Origin of the sequence: Kitasatospora sp. NPDC085464 (assembly GCF_044541955.1) — a bacterium.
Lineage (GTDB): Bacteria > Actinomycetota > Actinomycetes > Streptomycetales > Streptomycetaceae > Kitasatospora.
Genome location: NZ_JBITTM010000004.1, coordinates 186,724 through 206,373, shown reverse-complemented (window position 1 = coordinate 206,373; position 19,650 = coordinate 186,724). Strand labels below are relative to the sequence as shown.

The window sequence follows — 19,650 nt, the reverse complement described above, 5'->3', positions numbered from 1 at the left end:
GGGGGGGGCGGGGGTGGGGGGGTTTGGGGCCTTACGGGCACGGGGGCCGGGGGGGGGTGCCGGGGGCCGGGGGGCGGCCGGGGGGGCCGGGCCCCGGCCCCCCGGGGGCCCGCCCCGCCTCGGACGCCGGCCGCGGGACGAGCCCGCGGCCGGCGGTTGCTCAGAGGCAGAGCAGGGTGCTGACCGTGCTGTTGGTGCAGTTGACGGCGCTCAGCGAGCTGAGGACCGAGCGGTACTCGACGGTCTCCTCGACGGTCTCCAGGGCCTGCAGGTTCAGGATCGACATGGTGAACTCCCATCGGGTTGTGGTGCGGTGCTCCCGGCAGTTGCCGGAACTCGTGGGCGGCGGTGACGCCGCGGGGTGGGCAGCCGGCCGGAAGTGGCGCTCGGCGTGCCGTGGGAACAGTCGGACCGGGCGGGACGTCCGGGTGGTCCGGGTGGTCCGAGTGGTCGGGGTGGGTCGGGTGGTCGGGACGACCGGCCGCTCAGGCGGGGTTCGTGCGCGGTCCGTCCGGGCCCGCCGCGGAGGGCCAGAACGGCATCGCCGGACTGTCCGCGAACACCGCCCCGAGCGCGGTCAGCACGCCGGCGGTGCCGGTGGCGAGGTCCATCGACAGGCGCAGCAACTGCTCGCCGGGGAAGGCCGGGTGGCCCTGGTAGGGGATGGCGTGCCAGGCGAGCCGGCGGATGTGGCGGCGGATCGTGTCCGCGTGCTCCGTGCCCCCGCCCTGGGCCTGCCGGAGCAGCGCGATCAGGCCGGCCCGTCCGTTGAACAGGCCCGACTGGACGATGAACTCGGGCCGGGCGGCGCCGCGGATCTGCTCCAGCCGCTCGGCGAGCGCGGCGTCCGGACGGTGCCGCAAGTAGGTGTGGAGGACGGCGGCGATGCCGGCGCTGCCGGACTCCAGGTAGGGCAGGACCCGGGCGCCGTCGTCGACCTGGAGGGTGCCGTCCTCGGCGAGGACGCAGCGGGCGAGGTCACGGTCCAGGGCGCGCCGGGCGAGGTCCAGCAGCGCCGGGTCGCCGGAGTCCTCGTGGAGGTGCAGCAACAGGAGGGCGGCTCCGGTGGGGCCGTGCATCAACCCGGTCCGCGCCCCGGCCGCCGCCCCCGCCCCGGTGGCCGCGCCGTCCGGCAGGTGGAGTCCGAGCTTGGTGACGGCGCGTTCGGCGGCGTCCACGGCGGCTTCGCGCAGGGCCCGGTCGCCGGTGGTCCGCGCGAAGTGGCAGAGGGTCAGGCCGACTCCGGCCAGGCCGCCGGCGAGGTCGGGACCGAGGCCGTCGACGTCGTCCTTGCCGAGCCGTTCCAGCAGGTCGAGGGCCTCGGTGCGTCGTCCGAGCAGGTCCAGGACGTACGCGACGCCGTGTGCGCCGATGAACAGGCCGGACCGGCAGGGTTCCCGGTGCACCGCCGCGGTCAGCCAGCGGACGTGGTCGGGGTCGATCTCGGCGCCGGTGGTGTGCAGGGCCCAGAGCACCCCGGCCGCGCCGTAGGACAGGCCGAGTCCGTCATGGGTGAACTGGCCCGGGTCGCCGGGGAAGAGCCGGTCGGTGCGGTCCGGGGTGGCGGCGGCCGTGATGGCGGCGGTGAGTTCCGCACGCAGCCGGGGCCAGCTGTCGGGCCCGCCGTCCAGCAGCTCCTCGAAGGCGTGGTCCGGAGCTCCCACGGCGCCCGCGACCGGGACACCCGGGGCCGGGACACCCGCGACCGCAGCGCCCGGGGCCGAGACACCCGCGGCCGCGGCGGCCGGAGCCGGCGGGTCGGGCAGCAGCTGCGGGGACAGTCCGAACCGGTGCCGGGCGGCGCGGACGAGCGCACCCGCCTTCCCGGGGCTGAGGACGGTCAGCGGCATGAGCGGCAGGAAGAGCCACAGCCGGATGGCGGCCAGCGCGTGCTCGTCGACCGCGAACCCGGTCAGTCCGGGCGGGGCCGCGAAGCCGGCTGCGCCGAGCGCGGGCCGGAGGAACTCGTCGACGGGGGAGGCGAGTTCGAAGTCGACGAAGGCGACGCTGCCGTCCGGCCGGACGATCAGGTTGCGCGGGTGGAGGTCGCCGAACACGATGCCGCGGTCGTGGATCGTGCGCAGGCCCTCGGTCACGGCGTCGAGGATGCGCAGCGCCTCGGCCCGGTAGTCCTCGACGGCGGCGGTGTCCGCGTCCGGGTGCACCAGCGGGTAGTTGAGCCCGAACCAGCGGTGCAGCGGTTCGCCCTCGACATACTCCTGGACCAGGAAGTGGTGTTCCCACGCGGTGAGGTACCCGAGGGCGTCCGGCACGGCGTCCAGGCCGCGCAGCCGTTGCAGCACGTCGTGTTCGCGTCCGAGCCGGCGGACGGCGTCCTCGCCGCGCTGGTCCAGGCCGGCGTGCGGCCGGGCCTCCTTGAGCACCACCTGCGGGCCGCCGTCGTTGTGCCGGCCGAGGTAGATGCCGCCGCCGTTGGAGAAGTGCAGGGCCCGTTCCACCGCGTACGGGAACTCGCTCGGGCCGGTCCGTGCCGGGTCGGCCAGGGCCGGGGCGAGGACGGCGGGCACCGGTGCCCACTCGGGCACCTCGAAGACGGCCCGGCGGACGTCGGGGCGCAGCGCGCCGGAGGGTTCGCGGAAGGCGAGGACCAGTTCGCCGGTCTCGGTGCGGCAGAACTGCTCGACGAACCCGCCGTAGCGCAGGTAGAGCGGGCCCTCCCGCCAGCGGAGGTCGGAGAGGATGTACGGTCCGGGTTCGCCGGCGAGGGCGGCGTCGAGGTCGGTGAGACATCGCTCCAGGGCGTCGTCGCCGACCGGGTAGAGCGTCATGAACTTGCCGCTGGAGCCGCGCGGGGCGTACTTCGCGTTCTGCGTCTGGACCAGCGCCGGGCTGCGCAGGAACTTGAACGCCACGCGATGGGTGAAGCAGTGGGTGCGGACGACGTCCAGGATCCGAGGGGCGTTGTCCATGCACGCCGAGACGTGGATCTTCCAGCCCTGCTCGGGCAGCCGGAGGTCGACGGGCTGGAATCCCACCCACACCTCGCGGGCGTTGCGCGTCCAGCCGGCCGGTGCCGGTTCGACCGCCTCGGGGAACTCCTCCAGCGTGGCCCAGCGGACCGGCGAGTCGTAGAAGAGCGGGTCGGCGTAGGAGTACGCCTCGTAGCGCATGTCCATCGGAATCCTCCAGGAGGCGTCGAGCAGCGTCGCCGCGCACCGTCGTCCGGGCGCACGGCACCACTGGGCCGGGGGAGAAACCTGGGAGAGGCGGGCCGCTCGTGTGAAGGCCTCGGGTGGGAGGCCGGTGCACCTGGTGAGCGGTCCGGGGAGAGTCTGCGGTCAGTGTTCGACCGGACGCCAGAGGCTCCGGGATGTTTGGCCGAATATCCCATCGGAATATTGATCGGAATGAATGGCATGGCCCCCCACCAGCGGTGATCGCTCCGGGTGCAGGGACGACTGCGCCCCGTCGCGGGGCGGCGGGGGGCTGATCGACTCGGGCGCAGGTCGCGCGGCCCGGCCGGTGGTCCACGGCGGCGGCAGCCCGCCGGAGCGGCGGACCCGCAGCGGCCGCCGGCGGCGCCGCGGTCGTCACCCGGGGGGTGCGTACCGTTCGGTGGCGCACGATCACCCCCGGGGAACCCGGTCGTGGCCGGATTCCTCCCGGCGCTCGTCCGGCGCAGCCGTCGGCGCACCGGTCCCGTCCGACGGCGCGCGCCCGGGGACGGACGATCTCGTGCGCCCGGGATGCCGACGGGGCGCCCGCCGTCACGGCGCGCGCCGCCCCCTCGGCACCCGGACGTCGGCGGCCTCACCGCCCGGACGTCGTCGGCTGCCGGCCACGCGAACCGTGGCCACCCGGACCGTCCGGCCCGGAGCTCCCCGCCCGGAGCGGAGGACGCGCCCCGCGGCCCGGTTCTCACTCGCCCTCGGTGAACGCCTCGCGCAGCCGGGCCTCCTCCTCGGGCGAGAGGTTCGTCTCCAGGAGCTCGGCGTGCATGCCCTCGAACGAGGCCCGGACGGCGTCGAGCACGGCGTCCGTGCTGAGGACGAACAGCGCGGAGGTGCCGGGCGTCACCTTGTCCCGCAGCCGCTTGATGAAGTCCTCGTCGATGCCGAGGTGGGCGAGGTGGCCGCCCAGCGCCCCGCCGGCCGCGCCCACCGCGGCGCCGAGGATCGGCACGAAGAAGATCAGCCCGAGCAGGAAGCCCCAGAAGGCACCGCCCAGGGCGCCCATGCCGGTCATGTCGCTCAGGTGGCGGGTCTTCGGCTTCCGGGCGTCGCCCGGCCAGCTGACCACGGCTCCGTCCTGGACCTTGATCAGCTCCTGGCGCTGCAGCTTCTTCAGTGTTTCGAGGGCTTCGTCGGCTCCGGTCGCGGTGGGGAAGCGCCATACCGTCAGGGTCGCCATGATGGTCTCCGGTCAGAGGGGGTGCGCACGACAGGCCCATCGTCGGCCCGGCGCCCAGGTGCCGCCACACCCGGCCACCGGACGGGGTACCCGGGGCCCGTGGGCCCGCCTTCACAACCGCCGGCCGGCACCCCGGCCGGACCCCCCGCGGACCCCCGGCCGGGCCGCCCCGGAAGGACGCCGCCGGATTGCCGCGTCCACCCGGCTGCCGCAGCGTGGCACGTAGCACTCTCCCGAGAGGACGTGGTACGGGCGATGTCGGACGCACGGACGGCCAAGCGCATTGCGAAGTTCGTCAAGCCGCTGCGGGTGAAGCCGGGTTCGAGCGTGGACCTGGCGGAGGACTTCGACCCCCGCTACAAGGCGGGCCTGAAGAAGCGGCAGGGCGCGGAGCTGCTGCGCACCGGCGTCTCACTGCTCGCGGAGTACCAGTCGCGGCTGGCGGCCCAGGACACCTACGGCGTGCTGCTCTGCCTCCAGGCGCTCGACGCCGGCGGCAAGGACGGGACGATCCGCCACGTCATGAGCGGGGTGAACCCGCAGGGCGTCAAGGTGAGCGGCTTCAAGGTGCCCTCGACGGAGGAGCTGGACCACGACTACCTGTGGCGGTACGCGCAGCGGCTCCCGGCCCGCGGCGACATCGGGATCTTCAACCGGTCCCACTACGAGGAGGTCCTGGTGGTGCGGGTCCACCCGGAGAACCTCGACCGGCAGAAGCTGCCCGAGGAGGCCAAGGGCCCCGGGGTCTGGCACCGCCGCTACCGGGAGATCAACGACTGGGAGCGCTACCTCACCGACAACGGGATCAAGGTGGTGAAGGTCTTCCTGAACCTCTCGAAGGAGGAGCAGCGCACCCGTTTCCTGAAGCGGATCGACCTGCCGGAGAAGAACTGGAAGTTCTCCGCGGCCGACATCCGCGAGCGCGAGCGGTGGGACGACTACCAGGAGGCGTTCTCCGAGATGCTGTCGGCCACGAGCACGCCCTGGGCGCCCTGGTACGTCGTGCCGGCGGACCGCAAGTGGTTCGCGCGCATCTGCGCGGCGGCGGTGCTCGCCCACACGCTGATCGGGATCGATCCGCAGTACCCCACGGTCGGGGACGAGGCGCGGAAGGAACTCCTCGTCGCCAAGCGCCGCCTGGAGCGGGAGGCCCCCAGGGGCGCCGCGCGCGACCCGTACGCGGCCGAGCACCGCACCGACTGAGGCGGCGACGTCGACCTTCCGGACTTGAGGAGTGGACATGGCGGAGCAGAGCGGTCTGCCCGGGCCGCAGGAGCCCCCGGACCCCTGGTACGCGCGGCCCGCCCGGGAGGTCGCGGCGGCGCTCGGCGTGGACCCGGCGACCGGGCTGACGGCGGCCAGGGCGGCCGAACTGCTCGCCGCGCACGGGCCGAACGCGCTGCCCGAGGAGAAGGCGAGGCCGAACTGGCTGCGCTTCCTCGACCAGTACCGCAGCTACATGCAGATCATCCTGGTGGCGGCGGCGGTGGTCTCGTTGGCGATCAAGGAGTGGACCACCGCGATCCTGCTGATCGTGCTGACCCTGTTCAACGCGGTCGTCGGCCTGCGGCAGGAGGGCAAGGCCGAGAGCGCGATGAACGCGCTGCGGTCGATGATGAAGGCCACCGCGCGGGTGCGGCGGGACGGTACGGAGGCGGAGATCCCGGCCGAGCAGCTGGTCGTGGGCGACGTGGTGCTCGTCCGGGCGGGCGACGAGGTCCCGGCGGACGGCCGGATCGTCGAGGCCAGCGCGCTGCAGATCGACGAGTCGGCGCTGACCGGTGAGAGCGTCCCCGCCGCGAAGGACGCCGGCACCGTGACGGGCGAGCGGCTGAGCCCGGGTGACCAGACCGACATGGCGTTCATGAACACCCCGGTGACCCACGGCAGCGGACTGCTCGTCATCACCGCGACCGGGGAGGGCACCGAACTGGGCAAGATCTCCGGGATGCTGTCGGCCACCGAGAAGGAGCAGTCACCGCTCACCAGGGAGCTCAACACGCTGACGCTGTGGATCGCGGCGGCGGCCGGCCTGACCATGATCGTGATGTTCGCGCTCGGCCGCAGCCGCGACCAGGCCTGGGACGCCCTGTTCGTCAGCGCGGTCTCGCTGGCCATCGCGGCCATCCCGGAGGCGCTGCCGACGGTCAGCCAGGTCATCCTCTCCGTGGGCAGCCTCAACCTGGCCAAGCGGAACGCGATCGTCAAGGAGCTGCCGTCCGTCGAGACGCTCGGCTTCACCTCGGCGATCAACTCCGACAAGACCGGCACCCTGACGATGAACCAGATGACGGTGGTGGAGGTGGTCACCCCCGCGGACCGCTACACCGTCTCCGGCACCGGCTACCGCCTCGACGGGCGGATCCACCACGCCGCGGGCTCCGCCCCGAGCATCGAGGAGGCCGTCCTGCCCCACCTCGTCGCCAACGACGCCAAGCTGGTCGAGGGCCGGGTCGTCGGCGACCCGACCGAGGGCGCCCTGCTCGTCCTCGGCCACAAGGCCGGGCTGGACATCGAGGCCACCCGGGAGCGCTTCCCCCGTCTCGCCACCCTGCCCTTCGACCCGAGCTACAAGCTGATGGCCAGCTTCAACGAGGCGAAGGACGCGGACGGCCGGCCGGTGGTGCGGTGCTTCGTGAAGGGCGCGGCGCCCGCGGTGACGGCCCGCGCCGCCACCGCGCTCTCGAACGGCGCGGTCGTCCCCTGGGACGCGGACCTCAGCGGGCGCGCCCAGGCGCAGACCGAGCGGATGGGCGGCGAGGGACTGCGGGTGATGGCCGGGGCCGTCCGTGACCTGGACCCGGCGGAGTTCGACCCGGACGGCGACCTCCTGGCGCTCGTCGACGGCCTGCGGATGACCAGCCTGGTGGCCATGGTCGACCCGCCGCGCGAGGAGTCCCGGGTGGCGGTCGCCAGCGCGCAGGCCGCGCACATCCGGGTCCGCATGGTGACCGGCGACGACGTGACCACCGGGGCGGCCATCGCCCGCCGACTGGGCATCGACGGCGAGGCCGTCCTCGGCGCCGACTTCGCCGCCCTGCCGGAGCACGAGCGGCTGGCCCGGATCGACGGCATCGGGGTGGTCGGCCGGGTCGCGCCCGAGCACAAGGTGCTGCTCGCCGCCACGCTCAAGAAGAAGGGCGACGTGGTCGCGATGACCGGCGACGGCGTCAACGACGCGCCGGCCATCAAGGCCGCCGACATCGGGATCGCCATGGGCAGCGGCACCGACGCGGCGAAGAACGCGAGCCGGATGGTCCTCTCCGACGACAACTTCGCCACCATCGTCTACGCCGTGGAGGAGGGCCGGAAGCTCTACGACAACCTCACCAAGTACATCCGGTTCGTCCTGGTGCTGCTGGTGACCTTCGTGCTGACCTTCCTCGGCGCCGCGCTCCTGAACATCGCCGCGGGCGAGCCGTTCACCCCGGCGCAGGTCCTGTGGGTCCACTTCGTGGTCAACGCCCCGTTCGGCTTCGCCCTCGGCTTCGACCGGGAGAGCCCCGGTCTGATGCGGCGCACCCCGCGCCCGCGCGGCGAGACGGTGCTGACCGGTCCGGTGATGATCACCGTCGGGCTCGCCGGACTGGCCGTCACGGTCGCCCTGCTCGGGCTGACCAAGCTGGGCGAGACGCACTACCACAGCGCGCAGGTCGGCAACTCGATCGCCTTCACCGCCTTCGCGCTCTGCCTGATCGTGGCGGCCTTCGAGTGCCGCAGCGAGCGGGCGTCCGCGCTGAGCGCCGACACCTTCGACAGCAAGCAGATGAACCGGGCGGCCCTGGGCGAGTTCGTCCTGGCGGTGCTGGTCACCCAGATGGACGCGTTCCACCGCATCCTCGGGACCACCGACATCAACGCCCGGCAGTTCGGCTGGGCGCTGCTGGCCGCCGTCGCCCTCCTGCTGCTGTGGGAGCTGGGCAAGTTCCTGGCCCGCAGATCGCCGGCCGCCCGCGCCACGGCGGCGGTCACCGCCCGCCCGTGACGGGGTCGCGGAGTCACTGAGGAGAACCATGGCCACCGGAGCACCCGACCGAGGATGGCGCCGCGTGGTGCCCACCCTGCCGGGACTCGCGGTGCTCCGCCGCTACCGGCGCGACTGGCTGCGGGGCGACCTGCTGGCCGGTGCCACCGTGGTGGCCTACCTGGTGCCGCAGGTCATGGCGTACGCGAGCGTGGCGGGCCTGCCGCCCGTCACCGGACTGTGGGCCATCCTGCCCGCCATCGTGCTGTACGCCCTGGTCGGCTCGTCCCGCCTGCTGTCGGTCGGGCCCGAGTCGACCACCGCGCTGATGACCGCCACCGTGGTCGGGCCGATGGCCGGCGGCGACACCGGCCGCTACGCCGCCCTGGCCGCGGGCCTCGCCGTGGTGGTCGGCCTGCTGTGCGTGCTGGCGTGGCTGGCCCGGCTCGGCTTCGTCGCCGACCTGCTCTCCCGGCCGGTGCTGATCGGCTACCTCGCCGGCGTGGCACTGATCATGATCGTCGACCAGCTGTCCAAGCTCACCGGGATCGACGTGCGCGGCGAGGGCTTCTTCCCGCAGCTGAGGTCGTTCGCGGCGGACATCACCGAGGCCCACCTGCCGACCGTCGCCTTCAGCGTCGCGACCCTGCTCTTCCTCTTCCTGGTGGCCCGCTTCCTCCCGCGCCTGCCCGGCCCGCTGCTGGCCGTCGTCCTCGGCACCGCGGTCTCGGCGGGGTTCTCGCTCAAGGACCACGGCATCGCGGTGATCGGCGACATCCCGGCCGGACTGCCCGTGCCCAAGCTGCCGGACCTCTCCGAGCTGAACCGGCTGGTGCTTCCCGCGCTGGGCATCCTGCTCGTCGGCTACACCGACTTCATCCTCACCGCGCGCGCCTTCGAGAAGACCGGCGGGGAGGGGCGGCTGGACGCCAACCAGGAACTGCTGGGCCTCGGTGCGGTCAACCTCGGCGCCGGGTTCTTCCAGGGCTTCCCGGTGAGCAGCAGCGCCAGCCGTACCGCGCTGGCCGAGTCGGCGGGCGGCCGCAGCCAGGCGTACGCGCTCGCCGCCGGCCTCGGCGTGGTCGCCGTGCTGCTGTTCCTCAGCCCGCTGCTGCACGACACGCCGGACGCGGTGCTCGGCGCCCTGGTGGTGTTCGCCGCGCTGCGGATGATCGACCTCGCCGGCTTCCGCCGGCTGGCCTCGTTCCGGAGCCGCGAACTGCTGCTGGCACTCGGCTGCATGCTCGGCGTGCTGGCCCTGGACATCCTCTACGGCGTGCTGGTGGCCGTCGGACTGTCGGTGATCGAGCTGCTCAGCCGGGTCGCGCGACCGCACGACGCGGTGCTGGGCGTCGTCCCGGGCGTGGCCGGGATGCACGACGTCGACGACTACCCCGAGGCGCGGACGATCCCCGGACTGCTGATCTACCGCTACGACTCCCCGCTGTTCTTCGCCAACGCGGAGAACCTCCTCCGCCGCGCCCTCGCCGCCCTGGCCGAACAGCCCGAGCCGGTACGGTGGTTCGTCCTCAACACCGAGGCGAACGTCGAGGTGGACATCACCGCGCTGGACTCGCTGGACGCCCTGCGGCTCGAACTGGCCGACCGCGGCATCGTGTTCGCCCTCGCCCGGGTCAAGCAGGACCTGCGGGCCGAGCTCGACGCGTACGGCCTGAGCGACTCCGTCGGTGCGGACCGGATCTTCCCCGCCCTGTCGACGGCGGTCGCCGCCTACCGCGCCTGGGCGGGGGAGGACGGCAGCCCGGACGCCGCACCGCCCGACTGACGGAGAGGGACCACCGGGCCCGGACGACCGGGTCGTCCGACCCTGGGCGCCCCCGCCCCCCGTACGAGGACGGCGACCAGGTCATCGTGCTCGGTCGCTACGTCGGCCGGACGGCCGGCGGGGTGCCGGTGACCTCGCGGTTCGCCCACTTCTTCACCCTGCGGGACGGCCGGATCACCCAGCTGCGGCAGACCTCCGACACCCTGCCCATCGCCCGCGCCCTGGCGGCCGACGAGGCGGCCGGGGCTTAGGGCGCCCGGAACTGTCGGGCCCGCACCCGCCCGGCGGCCGGGTGCGGGCCGTGATCGGCTTGCGTCAGAAGGCGGAGTGCGCGAACCAGTGGTCCAGCAGGGCCTGGTCGCCGGACGTCGCGACGGCGGGGGCGGTGCGGTCGAGGCGGCCGTAGAGGACCAGCAGCAGGTCGGCGGCGGTGGCCCGGAGGGTGGCGTCGGCGGTGGTGTCCGCGCCGTCGGGGTCCAGGGCGAAGCCGTCGGGGCGCAGCCGGACCAGCCAGTCGCCCTCGCCGTCGGTGCGGGCGAAGCGGATGGTCCGGTCGTCGCCGCGCAGCTCGGCCGTCCCGGGCGCGAAGAGGGTGGCGAAGGGCAGGTTGGTGAGGAACTCGGCCACGCCGTCGGCCGCGAGGACCGGGTCGACGGTGGGGGCGAGGCCGAGTGCGACCTCGGCGTCGACCCGGTGGACGAGGGTCTCGAACAGCATCCGGCGCACCCAGAAGCGGGCGTGCTGGTCGGCGCCCCAGGCCCACATCGGCGCGTCGAGGTCGGTGAAGGCGGTGGCGGCCTCCTCGGCGGACTCGGCCAGCCAGGCCGGGTAGTCCTCGGTGCGCTCGGGCAGCCGCAGGTCGACGTCGCGGCTGCGCGGGGGCTCCTGGATCCGCTGCCGGAGCAGGACGGCGAACCAGCGCTGCACGCTGCCCGCGTGGCGGACCAGGTCGGCGACGGTCCAGCCCGGGCAGCCGGGCACCGGGAGCGTCGGGTCGGCGTGCTGCACGGCGGCGACGAAGCGGGCGGTCTCGGCGGCGACGGCGGTGCCGTGGTCGTGCGGGGTCATGGGCGTGGTCTCCGGGGACGCGGGCCTGGCGGCGCCTCGGGGCGGCGGGCGCCCCGATGGTTCATCGCATGAAATAACGTGGGCGACGGTAGGCCTGAAAGGTTGATTCTGTCAAGCATCCGCCGGGCCGAGCGCCGCCAGCAGCGCCGGGCCCGACCACCGGCGGGCGGCGCCCGGCCCGGCCCGCTCGGCCTCGTGCACCAGCGCGGCCAGCCGCGCGTTGGCCGGAGCCGCCAGACCGTGCCGGGCCGCGATCGCGACCACCTCGCCCTGGAGCGAGTCGATCTCGGTCGGGCGGCCCCGCTGCAGGTCCTCCCACATGGACGACCGGGCCAGGGCGTCGATCCGCAGGCTCGCGGCCGCCACCCTCCGGAAGACCGCGTCCGGCAGCCCGAGCACCCGGGGCGTCCAGTGCGGCGGCACCGGGCCGAGCCGGGCGGGCGCGGTGCCCGCCGCCCGGAAGACGGCGAGCGCCTCCCGCTGGCACCGGGCCAGACAGGCCCGGTACGCCCGGGTGCCCAGCTCCTCGCGCAGCGGCAGGCCGGACAGCGCGTTCACCGCGTTGTTGAGGTTCATCAGCAGCTTCGCGGCCTGGACGGCGGGCATGTCCGTGCGCAGTGCCAGGCTCAGACCGCCCGCCCGGGCCGCCGTCGCGAACGCGCCGGCCGCCGGCACGTCCTCGACCATGAGCGCGCCGCCGCTGCCCTGGTGGACGGCGGCCGGGCCGCTGCGCAGCACGTTGTACGGCACCATCCCGGCGAGCACCCGGTGGCCCGGCAGCCCGGCCCGCAGCTCGTCGGCGTTGTGCAGGCCGTTCTGGAAGCTGATCACCACCGCGCCGGGTGCCAGCCGCCCCGCCAGCTCGCGCGCGGCGGTGCGGGTGTCCGCGGACTTGACGGTCACCAGCACGTAGTCCGCGGACGCGGCGGCGGCCGCGTCGGTGGCGAGGGTCAGCCCGCGCACCTCCCGCCGGGCGCGGCCGGGGCCGGTGAGCGTCAGCCCGTCGCGTTCGAGGGCGGCCATCGCCGCGGGCCGGCCGATCAGGGTGACGTCCGCGGCGGCGGCCAGCATGCCCCCGAGGTGGCAGCCGATGCTGCCGGCGCCGAAGACCGCGATCCGCGGTTCCTTGTCCACTGCTGCTGTCCTTCCGGCGGCGGCCGGAGCCGGCGGGTCGGGTGGGCCGGCCGACGCGGTCGGAGCGGCCTCGGGAGGGCGGGTCGGGCTCGGAGCGGGGCTCGGTGCCGGGCTCGGTGCCGGGCCCGGTGGCGGGCCGCTCGGGTCAGCCGGTCAGGTCCGGGTCGGTGGCGGCGATCTGCTCGAAGAGCGGCTGGGCCTGGAACCAGCCGGCCAGGTCGCTGCCCACCTGTCCGCGGGTGATCAGCGCGGTCTCCCGGTCGATGTGCTTGGGGGTGCCGGCCGCCATGGCGAGCAGCTGGGCCTGGCAGGAGCGCTCCATCGTGACGAACCACCAGACCGCCTCGGCGACCGACCGGCCGACCGTCAGCAGCCCGTGGTTCTGCAGGATCACCGCCTTGTGCGGGCCGAGCGCGGCGGCGATCCGCTTGCCCTCGTCGACCTCGTTCACCACGCCGCGGTAGTCGCTGTACAGCCCGTGGTCCTCGAAGAACGCGCAGGCGTCCTGGGTGAGCGGGTCGAGCGCGATGCCGAGGCTGGAGAAGGCCTTGCCGTGCAGGGAGTGCGCGTGGGCGGCCGCGACCGCGTCCGGGCGGGCCGCGTGCACCTGGGAGTGGATCACGAAGGCGGCCCGGTTCACCGGCCGGTTGCCGTGCAGCAGGGTGCCCTCGTGGTCGACGAGGAGCAGGTCCGAGGCCTTGATCATGCCGAAGGGCATGCCGAACGGGTTCACCCAGAACTGGTCGGGGTGCTCCGGGTCGCGCACGGTGATGTGCCCGGCGACCCCTTCGGAGAACCCGAACCGGCCGAACAGCCGGAATCCTGCGGCGAGTTGCTCCTTGCGGTACCGGCGTTCGGCGGCCACCGAGTCGAAGGCCGGCGGCAGCGGCAGGGTGACTCCGGCGGGCAGCGGTCCGACGGCGGCGGCGAGCGAGGCGGGCAGCGGGGTGCCCGCGCCAAGAGGCGGTGGGGTGCTCATGGCCCCAGAAGATACAATGCTGTATCCGATACGACAATGGATCCGATGCAGGGTCGAATCCGGCCGACGGGGCCGTCCGCCGGGCTTCGGGATCCGTCCGCCGCCTCCGACCGCCGACCTCCGAGTGAACCGGGACGCCACCGATGCCCAAGGGTGAGACCAAGCGACGACCGCGCACCCGTGCGGCCCTGCTGCAGGCCGCGCTGGAGACCTTCGCCGAGCAGGGCTTCCGCGCCGCCACCATCGAGCAGATCTGTGAGCGGGCCGGCTACACCCGGGGCGCGTTCTACTCGAACTTCAGCAGCAAGGAGGAGCTGTTCCTCGCGCTGTTCGACGCGCACAGCGACCGGATCGTCGGGAGGATGACCGAACTGGTCGACTCGATCGCCACCGAGGACCTCACCGTTCAGGCGCTGGTCGAGGTCCTGTGCGAGGTCGAGCCGGCCGAACGCGACTGGTACCTCGTCACCACCGAGTTCACCCTGCACGCCATCCGCGACCGGCAGGCCGCCTGGGTGCTGGCCCGGCACGACGCCCGGCTGCGCGCCGAGCTCGCCCGGGCGCTCACCGACCACCTCGCCCGGGCCGGACGCACCCTCACCGCGGACCCGGACGAGGTGGCCCGGCTGCTGATCGCGATCCGCGAGGGAGGCCTGGCGCAGAGCTACGTCGAACCCGAGCAGCTGCCGCCGGGCAGGCTCGAACAGCGCTTCCTGGAGCCCCTGTTGACGGCGCTCACCACGGACGCCACCCGGGTGTCCTGAGCTGAGGCGCCGGCCGCGCCCCGACCGGAGGCCCGGTTCACGCCGTCGCAGCAGGGGCGGTTCACGCCGTGGCGGCCGGGGCGCCCGGTTCAGCCCGTGGCGGCCGGGCGGCGCCCCCAGGCGGTGATCATGCCGGGGGAGAGGTCGGCGAGCTCGGGGGAGGACAGGTAGGCGAGGGCCCGGTCGAGTTCGCCCGGCTCCAGGGCGGTCCCGGCCTCCAGGGCCTCGCGCATGCTGAGCCAGGTGGTCCGCCAGAAGGCGGTGACGGGCGCGTCGGGGGTCAGCGGCGGCACGTGCACCTCGGCGCCGACCTCCTGCAGGCCCAGCCCCCGCAGGAGCTGCGGGTAGCGGGTCACCCAGGTGATGTCGGTGCCGATCCGCTCGCGCAGCGCCTGCCACATGGCGGCCATGGCGTGCCGGTAGGCGGGCTGCGGCGAGTGCGCCGTGGTCAGGTCGACGGCGTCGCCGACGACCAGCCAGCCGCCGGGCGCCACCCAGTCGGCCAGGCGCGCCAGCACCTCGGCGTGCCCGGGCAGGTGCATCAGGACGAACCGGCAGTGGACCAGGTCGAACGAGCCGGGTGCCAGCGCCGGGTCGGTGACGTCCGCCGTCGCCGTGCGCAGCCGGCCGTCCGGGCGGGCCCGGACGAACCGCGGGTCCCGGTCGAGGGCCAGGACCTCGTCGACGCCGGCCTCCTCGGCCAGCCAGCGGCTGATCGTGCCGGTGCCGGCGCCGACGTCCAGGCAGCGCCACCCCGGACCGACGCCGAGGGCGGTCAGCCGGGCCCGGGTCGTCGCGTCGTAGGCCAGCGCGCCGTAGTCGATGCGCTCGCCCTCACCCGTTTCGTCGGGCGCGAAGAGGCCCGTTCCGTACCGTCCGTCGTCCGGTGCGGCGCGGTCCGCCGGTCGTTCGTCCACTGGGGCTCCTCTCCGGGGGACGGGGCGGAGCCGTCCCGTCAGTCCACCGCTCGGCCCGTCGTCGACGGGCTGTCACCCGTGCGTCCCACCCGCGGTGGTCCGCAACCGTCCGCCGCCGCGATCCCACCCGAACGGCCGCGTCGGCGCACGCGGCGCGCCGCCCGGGGGCAGAGTGGGGCCCGTGAGCGAGAGCACGGCGCCGGTGGACGGCGAGGAGCACCGGGCCGGCTGGTTCGAGCTGTTCTTCGACCTGGTGTTCGTGGTGACGGTCGCGGTCCTCGCCCACGGGCTGCACGGCGACCCGGACGCCGGTGACTTCGGCACGTTCCTCGTCCTGTTCTTCCCGGCGTGGTGGGCCTGGGCGAACCTGATGGTGACGGTCAACGTCTTCGGGTCGGCCGCGCCGCGCATGCAGGCCGTGCTGCTCGGGGCGATGCCCGGACTCGGCCTGATGGCGGCCGCCGCGCCCGAGGGGCTGGGTGACCGGGCGTGGGCGTACGCGCTCGGCGCGGCCTGGGTGCGCCTCGGGCTGTTCGGCATCTGGTGGGGGCACGCCCGCCACCGGGACAACCCGCTGCCGCTGTGGCGCCCGATGGCGTACTGCCTGGCGCCGGCCGTGATCTGGGGGGTGTCGGCCGCGCTGCCGAGCCCCGAGCGGTTCGTGCTGTGGGGCCTCGGGATCGCCCTGGAGGCCACGCTGCTGGCGGTCCGGGCCGGGGTGACCGCGACGTTCTACGAGCGGATGTCGATCGAGCACCTGGTCGAGCGGATCGGCCTGTTCGTGGTGATCGTGCTCGGCGAGAGCGTCTTCACCGTGGTCTCCACCCTCGCCGACCACTTCACCGGCGCCTCGGCGGCCGCCGCCTTCCTCGGCTTCGCGGTCGTCGCCGAGCTGGCCCTGGCCTTCTTCCGCTGGGGCACCGAGAGCGCCGCCCGCGGGCTCGACCGGGCCCGGTCGGGCGGCGCCGACACGGCGATCCGGGACACCGTGATGTACCTGCCGTTCGTGCTGATCGCCGGCATCACGGTGCTGTCGGGCGCGCTCGGCACCGCCGTGGCCGACCCCGACGACCACCTCCCGCCGGGCGCCCGCTGGGCGCTGTGCGGCGGGGTCCTCGCCTTCTACACCGCCAACGCGGCGATCTCGCTGCGCTACGGCGACCCGGCCCGCACCGTGCTCGACTGGTACGGACCGAGCCTGGTGCTCGTCCTCGCGGCCCTGCTGCCCGCGTCCGTCCTGCTGCCCGCCTGGGGCGCGGTCGGTGTCGCGGCGGCCGTGGTCCTCGCGCTCACCGCCCTGGCCGCCCAGCGGGTCCGGAGCCGGGCCCGGGCGGGGTGAGCCGCGGGCCCGGCGGGTGAGGCGCGGTCAGTGCGGCGTGCCGGGGGCCCCGCCGCCGCCCCGGCCGCGGTGGGCGGCGATCAGTTCGGCGTAGCGGCGGCCGCTGGTCTTCACGGTGCGCCGCTGGGTGGGGTAGTCGACGTGCACCAGGCCGAACCGCTTGTCGTAGCCGTACGCCCACTCGAAGTTGTCCAGCAGCGACCAGGCGAAGTACCCGGCCGGGCCCGCTCCCCGGGCGGCGGCCCGGGCGCAGGCCGACAGGTGCTCCCGGAGGAACGCGGTGCGCTCGGGGTCGTGCACGCCGCCGTCCGGCCCGACGGTGTCCTGATAGGCGGAGCCGTTCTCGGTGACGAAGATCCGTCGAACGCCGTAGTCGTGGGTCAGCCGCAGCAGCAGCTGTTCCAGGCCCGGTGCGTGGACCTCCCACGGCATGGCCGTGTGCCGCGGGTTGGGGCCGGGCACCTGGCGGAACCGGGGGGCCGGGCCGCCGGGGTCGTCGGCGACGATCTGCCGGAAGTAGTAGTTGAGGCCGAGCCAGTCGAGCGGTGCGGCGATCAGGTCGAGGTCGCCGTCGCGGACGGGCAGGTCGACGCCGTACTCGGCCCGCATGTCCGCCGGGTAGCCGCGGCCGAGGACGGGATCGAGCCACCAGCGGTTGACGTGGCCGTCGGCGCGGGCGGCGGCGGCCCGGTCGGCCGGCGAGCCGCTCGCCGGCTCGATCGGGCTGAGGTTGTTGACGATGCCGATCCGTGCGCCGGGCACGGTCTCGCGCAGCGCCCGGACCGCCAGGCCGTGGCCGAGGTGGAGGTGGTAGGAGGCCCGGACGGCCGCGGTGAGGTCGGTCAGGCCGGGGGCCATCGTGCCGTCCAGGTGCCCGATCCAGGCGGAGCAGAGCGGTTCGTTGAGGGTGGCCCAGTAGGTGACGCGGTCGCCGAGCCGTTCGCCGACCGCGGCCGCGTACTCGGCGAAGCGTTCCGCGGTGGAGCGGGCCGGCCAGCCCCCGCGGTCCTGCTGGGCCTGCGGGAGGTCCCAGTGGTAGAGCGTCGGGAACGGGACGATGCCGGCCGCGAGCAGGCCGTCCACGAGCCGGTCGTAGAAGTCCAGGCCCGCGGGGTTGACCCGGCCGTCCGCCAGGGGCACCACGCGCGGCCAGGCGATCGAGAAGCGGTAGGCGTCCAGCCCGAGGGAGCGCATCAGGGCGACGTCCTCGGGCCAGCGGCGGTAGTGGTCGCAGGCCGTGTCGCCGGTGTCGCCGCCGACGATCCGGCCGGGGGTGTGCGAGAAGGTGTCCCAGATGGACGGTGCGCGTCCGTCGGCGTCCGCCGAGCCCTCGATCTGGTAGGCGGCGGTGGCGGCCCCGAACAGGAAGTCCGCGGGCAGGGCGCTGAGGTCGGTCACGGGGTTGCCTTTCGGCGGGCGAGGGGAGGGTGAGGGGCGGAGGCGGGGGCGGGGACCGGGCCGGCGGATCCGGTCATTTGACGGCTCCGGCGGTCAGGCCGGCCACCAGGAAGCGCTGGAGCAGCAGGAACCCGGCGACGACGGGCACGCTCACCACCAGAGAGGCGGCCATCACCTGGTTCCAGTAGACGTCGCCGAGCGTCGCGTAGCCCTGGAGGCCGACGGCCAGCGTGCGGGTCCGGTCGTCGGTGAGGACGGAGGCGAACAGCACCTCGCCCCACGCGGTCATGAAGGCGTACACGGCGACCGCCACGATGCCCGGGAGCGCCGCCGGCACGATGATCCGCACCAGCGCCCGCACCGGCCCGCAGCCGTCCACCAGGGCCGCCTCGTCCAGGTCGCGGGGGACGGAGTCGAAGTACCCGACCAGCATCCAGATCGAGAACGGCAGCGAGAAGGTGAGGTAGGTGAGGATCAGACCGCCGCGGCTGCCGTACAGCGCCACCCCGGTCGCGTTGCCCACGTTGACGAAGATGAGGAACAGCGGCAGCAGGAACAGGATGCCCGGGAACATCTGGGTGGACAGCACCGTGACGGTGAACAGCCGGCGCCCGCGGAAGCGGTACCGGCTCACCGTGTACCCGGCGAGCACCGCGACCAGCACCGAGCAGACCGTCGAACCAGCAGCCACGATCAGGGAGTTGACGAGGTATCGGCCGAGCGGGACGGTGTGCCAGATGTCCAGGTAGGGCCGCAGAGTCAGGGTGCTGGGGATCCACCGGAACGGGCCCTGGACGTCCTGGAGGGGCTTGAGCGAGCTGGAGAGCATCACCAGCACCGGAGTGGCGGCGAAGACCGCCAACCCGGTGAGCAGGAACCGGCGCAGCCACCGGAAGGACGCGGACGCCCCGATCATCGCGCACTCCTTCGGCCCGGGGTCCTCCGGCGGGAGGCGAGCAGCAGGTAGCCGGCCGTCACCAGCAGCAGGAAGAGCAGCAGGAGCACCGACATGGCGGAGCCCGCGCCGAAGTTCCAGGTGACGAACGAGGACTGGTAGATGTGGACGGAGAGGAGGTCGGCGGCCTCCGGGGCGGACCTGCCGAACAGCAGGTAGGGCGTGTTGAAGTCGTTGAAGGTCCACAGGAACAGCACGATCACCAGGACGAGGTTGACCGGGCGCAGCGAGGGCAGGGTGATCCGGCGGATCTGCTGCCAGACGTCGGCGCCGTCGAGGGCGGCGGCCTCGTACAGCTCGCGCGGGATGTTCTGCAGGCCGGCGGTGAGCGTGAGGAACGCGAAGGGCCAGCTGCGCCAGACCGCGACGGTGACCAGCGCGGCGAAGCTGTGGTCGCCGAGCAGCCAGAAGGGCTTGTCGTCGACGAGGTGCAGCTGGTCGTGCAGGACGTGGTTGAGCAGACCGGTGTCCCGCTGGAAGACGAACGACCAGGTGATGACGGCCGCGTACACCGGCAGCGCGTACGGCAGCAGGAACAGGGCGCGCAGCAGCCCGCGCCCGCGGAAGGCGTCCTGCAGCAGTACGGCGGCGACGGTGCCGATCAGCCAGGACAGGCCGACGGTGAGGACGGTGAAGGCGCAGGTGATCCAGAAGGAGTGCAGCAGCGCGCGGCCCACCGGGGCGTGGAAGTCCACGGACGTCCGGTAGTTGCCGAGGCCGGTCCACGGCGCGGTGGACCAGTCGCGGATGGTGAACTGGGTGAGCTGTTTGAAGCTCATCGCCGCGCCGACGACCATCGGCGTCAGGTGGACGAGCAGTTCGAGCAGGAGCGCGGGGAGGAGGAGGACGTAGGGCAGTGCGGCGCGGCGGCGGGCGCGGCGGCCGGACCGGTCGGGACTCGGCTCACGGTCGGGGCGGGTGCGGTGGCCCGGGTGGGCGTCGGGGCCGGTGCGGACGGCCGGTGCGTCGGACACC

At 74.1% G+C, this 19,650-nt stretch carries 16 protein-coding genes; 6 read left to right on the top strand and 10 right to left on the bottom strand.

Going from position 1 to position 19,650, the window contains the following annotated elements; genetic code table 11:
* Positions 1-160: 160 nt before the first annotated feature.
* The 3 genes from ACIGG8_RS05375 to ACIGG8_RS05365 form a co-directional block, all read right to left on the bottom strand.
* A complete protein-coding gene (locus ACIGG8_RS05375) occupies positions 161-286 on the bottom strand; it encodes a SapB/AmfS family lanthipeptide (RefSeq protein WP_350522840.1) in 126 nt (41 codons plus the stop codon).
* Between the two features lie 199 nt (positions 287-485).
* Entirely contained in the window at positions 486-3,137 is a 2,652-nt protein-coding gene (gene lanKC / locus ACIGG8_RS05370; protein WP_396545937.1) for a class III lanthionine synthetase LanKC, read from the bottom strand.
* Positions 3,138-3,879: 742 nt separating this feature from the next.
* On the bottom strand, positions 3,880-4,371 hold the full coding sequence (locus tag ACIGG8_RS05365; RefSeq protein ID WP_350522838.1) for a DUF1269 domain-containing protein: 492 nt from the start codon (positions 4,369-4,371) through the stop codon (positions 3,880-3,882).
* 255 nt (positions 4,372-4,626) lie between these two features.
* Here ACIGG8_RS05365 and ACIGG8_RS05360 point away from each other — a divergent pair, with 255 nt between their 5' ends.
* From ACIGG8_RS05360 to ACIGG8_RS05345, 4 genes are all read left to right on the top strand, one after another.
* The gene (locus tag ACIGG8_RS05360) at positions 4,627-5,574 is read left to right on the top strand and encodes a polyphosphate kinase 2 family protein (protein WP_396545936.1); all 948 of its coding nucleotides are present in this window, start codon (positions 4,627-4,629) and stop codon (positions 5,572-5,574) included.
* A 37-nt stretch (positions 5,575-5,611) separates the two neighbouring features.
* Positions 5,612-8,356, top strand: a complete 2,745-nt coding sequence (locus tag ACIGG8_RS05355; protein ID WP_396545935.1) for a cation-translocating P-type ATPase — start codon at positions 5,612-5,614, stop codon at positions 8,354-8,356.
* Positions 8,357-8,384: 28 nt separating this feature from the next.
* Entirely contained in the window at positions 8,385-10,121 is a 1,737-nt protein-coding gene (locus tag ACIGG8_RS05350; protein WP_396545934.1) for a SulP family inorganic anion transporter, read from the top strand.
* An 86-nt stretch (positions 10,122-10,207) separates the two neighbouring features.
* The gene (locus tag ACIGG8_RS05345) at positions 10,208-10,372 is read left to right on the top strand and encodes a nuclear transport factor 2 family protein (protein WP_396545933.1); all 165 of its coding nucleotides are present in this window, start codon (positions 10,208-10,210) and stop codon (positions 10,370-10,372) included.
* Positions 10,373-10,436: 64 nt separating this feature from the next.
* On the opposite strand, the gene ACIGG8_RS05340 is transcribed toward ACIGG8_RS05345, so the two are convergent.
* The 3 genes from ACIGG8_RS05340 to ACIGG8_RS05330 all read right to left on the bottom strand — a co-directional run bounded on the left by ACIGG8_RS05340 (position 10,437) and on the right by ACIGG8_RS05330 (position 13,302).
* Complete coding sequence (locus ACIGG8_RS05340) at positions 10,437-11,189, bottom strand: maleylpyruvate isomerase family mycothiol-dependent enzyme (protein ID WP_396545932.1); 753 nt, start codon at positions 11,187-11,189, stop codon at positions 10,437-10,439.
* Between the two features lie 111 nt (positions 11,190-11,300).
* Entirely contained in the window at positions 11,301-12,323 is a 1,023-nt protein-coding gene (locus ACIGG8_RS05335; protein ID WP_396545931.1) for a 2-dehydropantoate 2-reductase, read from the bottom strand.
* Positions 12,324-12,468: 145 nt separating this feature from the next.
* Positions 12,469-13,302: a class II aldolase/adducin family protein gene (locus ACIGG8_RS05330; RefSeq protein ID WP_396545930.1), complete on the bottom strand. Its 834-nt coding sequence runs from the start codon at positions 13,300-13,302 to the stop codon at positions 12,469-12,471.
* A gap of 143 nt (positions 13,303-13,445) precedes the next feature.
* Here ACIGG8_RS05330 and ACIGG8_RS05325 point away from each other — a divergent pair, with 143 nt between their 5' ends.
* Positions 13,446-14,066, top strand: a complete 621-nt coding sequence (locus tag ACIGG8_RS05325; RefSeq protein ID WP_396545929.1) for a TetR/AcrR family transcriptional regulator — start codon at positions 13,446-13,448, stop codon at positions 14,064-14,066.
* An 89-nt stretch (positions 14,067-14,155) separates the two neighbouring features.
* Here the strand turns inward: ACIGG8_RS05325 and ACIGG8_RS05320 are convergent, their stop codons facing one another.
* A complete protein-coding gene (locus ACIGG8_RS05320) occupies positions 14,156-14,983 on the bottom strand; it encodes a class I SAM-dependent methyltransferase (protein ID WP_396545928.1) in 828 nt (275 codons plus the stop codon).
* A 181-nt stretch (positions 14,984-15,164) separates the two neighbouring features.
* Here ACIGG8_RS05320 and ACIGG8_RS05315 point away from each other — a divergent pair, with 181 nt between their 5' ends.
* Positions 15,165-16,322 (top strand): low temperature requirement protein A, encoded by a 1,158-nt coding sequence (locus ACIGG8_RS05315; protein ID WP_396545927.1) that lies wholly within the window; start codon positions 15,165-15,167, stop codon positions 16,320-16,322.
* A gap of 27 nt (positions 16,323-16,349) precedes the next feature.
* Here the strand turns inward: ACIGG8_RS05315 and ACIGG8_RS05310 are convergent, their stop codons facing one another.
* From ACIGG8_RS05310 to ACIGG8_RS05300, 3 genes are all read right to left on the bottom strand, one after another.
* On the bottom strand, positions 16,350-17,720 hold the full coding sequence (locus ACIGG8_RS05310; RefSeq protein ID WP_396545926.1) for a GH1 family beta-glucosidase: 1,371 nt from the start codon (positions 17,718-17,720) through the stop codon (positions 16,350-16,352).
* A 73-nt stretch (positions 17,721-17,793) separates the two neighbouring features.
* Positions 17,794-18,636, bottom strand: a complete 843-nt coding sequence (locus ACIGG8_RS05305) for a carbohydrate ABC transporter permease (protein ID WP_396545925.1) — start codon at positions 18,634-18,636, stop codon at positions 17,794-17,796.
* Complete coding sequence (locus tag ACIGG8_RS05300; RefSeq protein WP_396545924.1) at positions 18,633-19,649, bottom strand: carbohydrate ABC transporter permease; 1,017 nt, start codon at positions 19,647-19,649, stop codon at positions 18,633-18,635. The genes ACIGG8_RS05305 and ACIGG8_RS05300 overlap by 4 nt, the downstream gene beginning before the upstream one ends.
* Position 19,650: the final 1 nt, after the last annotated feature.

Bases quoted from the DNA above. Each gene is read 5' to 3' on its own strand.
- ACIGG8_RS05365 (WP_350522838.1), bottom strand. From the start codon at position 4,371: ATGGCGACCCTGACGGTATGGCGCTTCCCCACCGCGACCGGAGCCGAC.
- lanKC (WP_396545937.1), bottom strand. From the start codon at position 3,137: ATGGACATGCGCTACGAGGCGTACTCCTACGCCGACCCGCTCTTCTAC.
- ACIGG8_RS05355 (WP_396545935.1), top strand. From the start codon at position 5,612: ATGGCGGAGCAGAGCGGTCTGCCCGGGCCGCAGGAGCCCCCGGACCCC.
- ACIGG8_RS05360 (WP_396545936.1), top strand. From the start codon at position 4,627: ATGTCGGACGCACGGACGGCCAAGCGCATTGCGAAGTTCGTCAAGCCG.
- ACIGG8_RS05350 (WP_396545934.1), top strand. From the start codon at position 8,385: ATGGCCACCGGAGCACCCGACCGAGGATGGCGCCGCGTGGTGCCCACC.
- ACIGG8_RS05330 (WP_396545930.1), bottom strand. From the start codon at position 13,302: ATGAGCACCCCACCGCCTCTTGGCGCGGGCACCCCGCTGCCCGCCTCG.
- ACIGG8_RS05340 (WP_396545932.1), bottom strand. From the start codon at position 11,189: ATGACCCCGCACGACCACGGCACCGCCGTCGCCGCCGAGACCGCCCGC.
- ACIGG8_RS05375 (WP_350522840.1), bottom strand. From the start codon at position 286: ATGTCGATCCTGAACCTGCAGGCCCTGGAGACCGTCGAGGAGACCGTC.
- ACIGG8_RS05305 (WP_396545925.1), bottom strand. From the start codon at position 18,636: ATGATCGGGGCGTCCGCGTCCTTCCGGTGGCTGCGCCGGTTCCTGCTC.
- ACIGG8_RS05325 (WP_396545929.1), top strand. From the start codon at position 13,446: ATGCCCAAGGGTGAGACCAAGCGACGACCGCGCACCCGTGCGGCCCTG.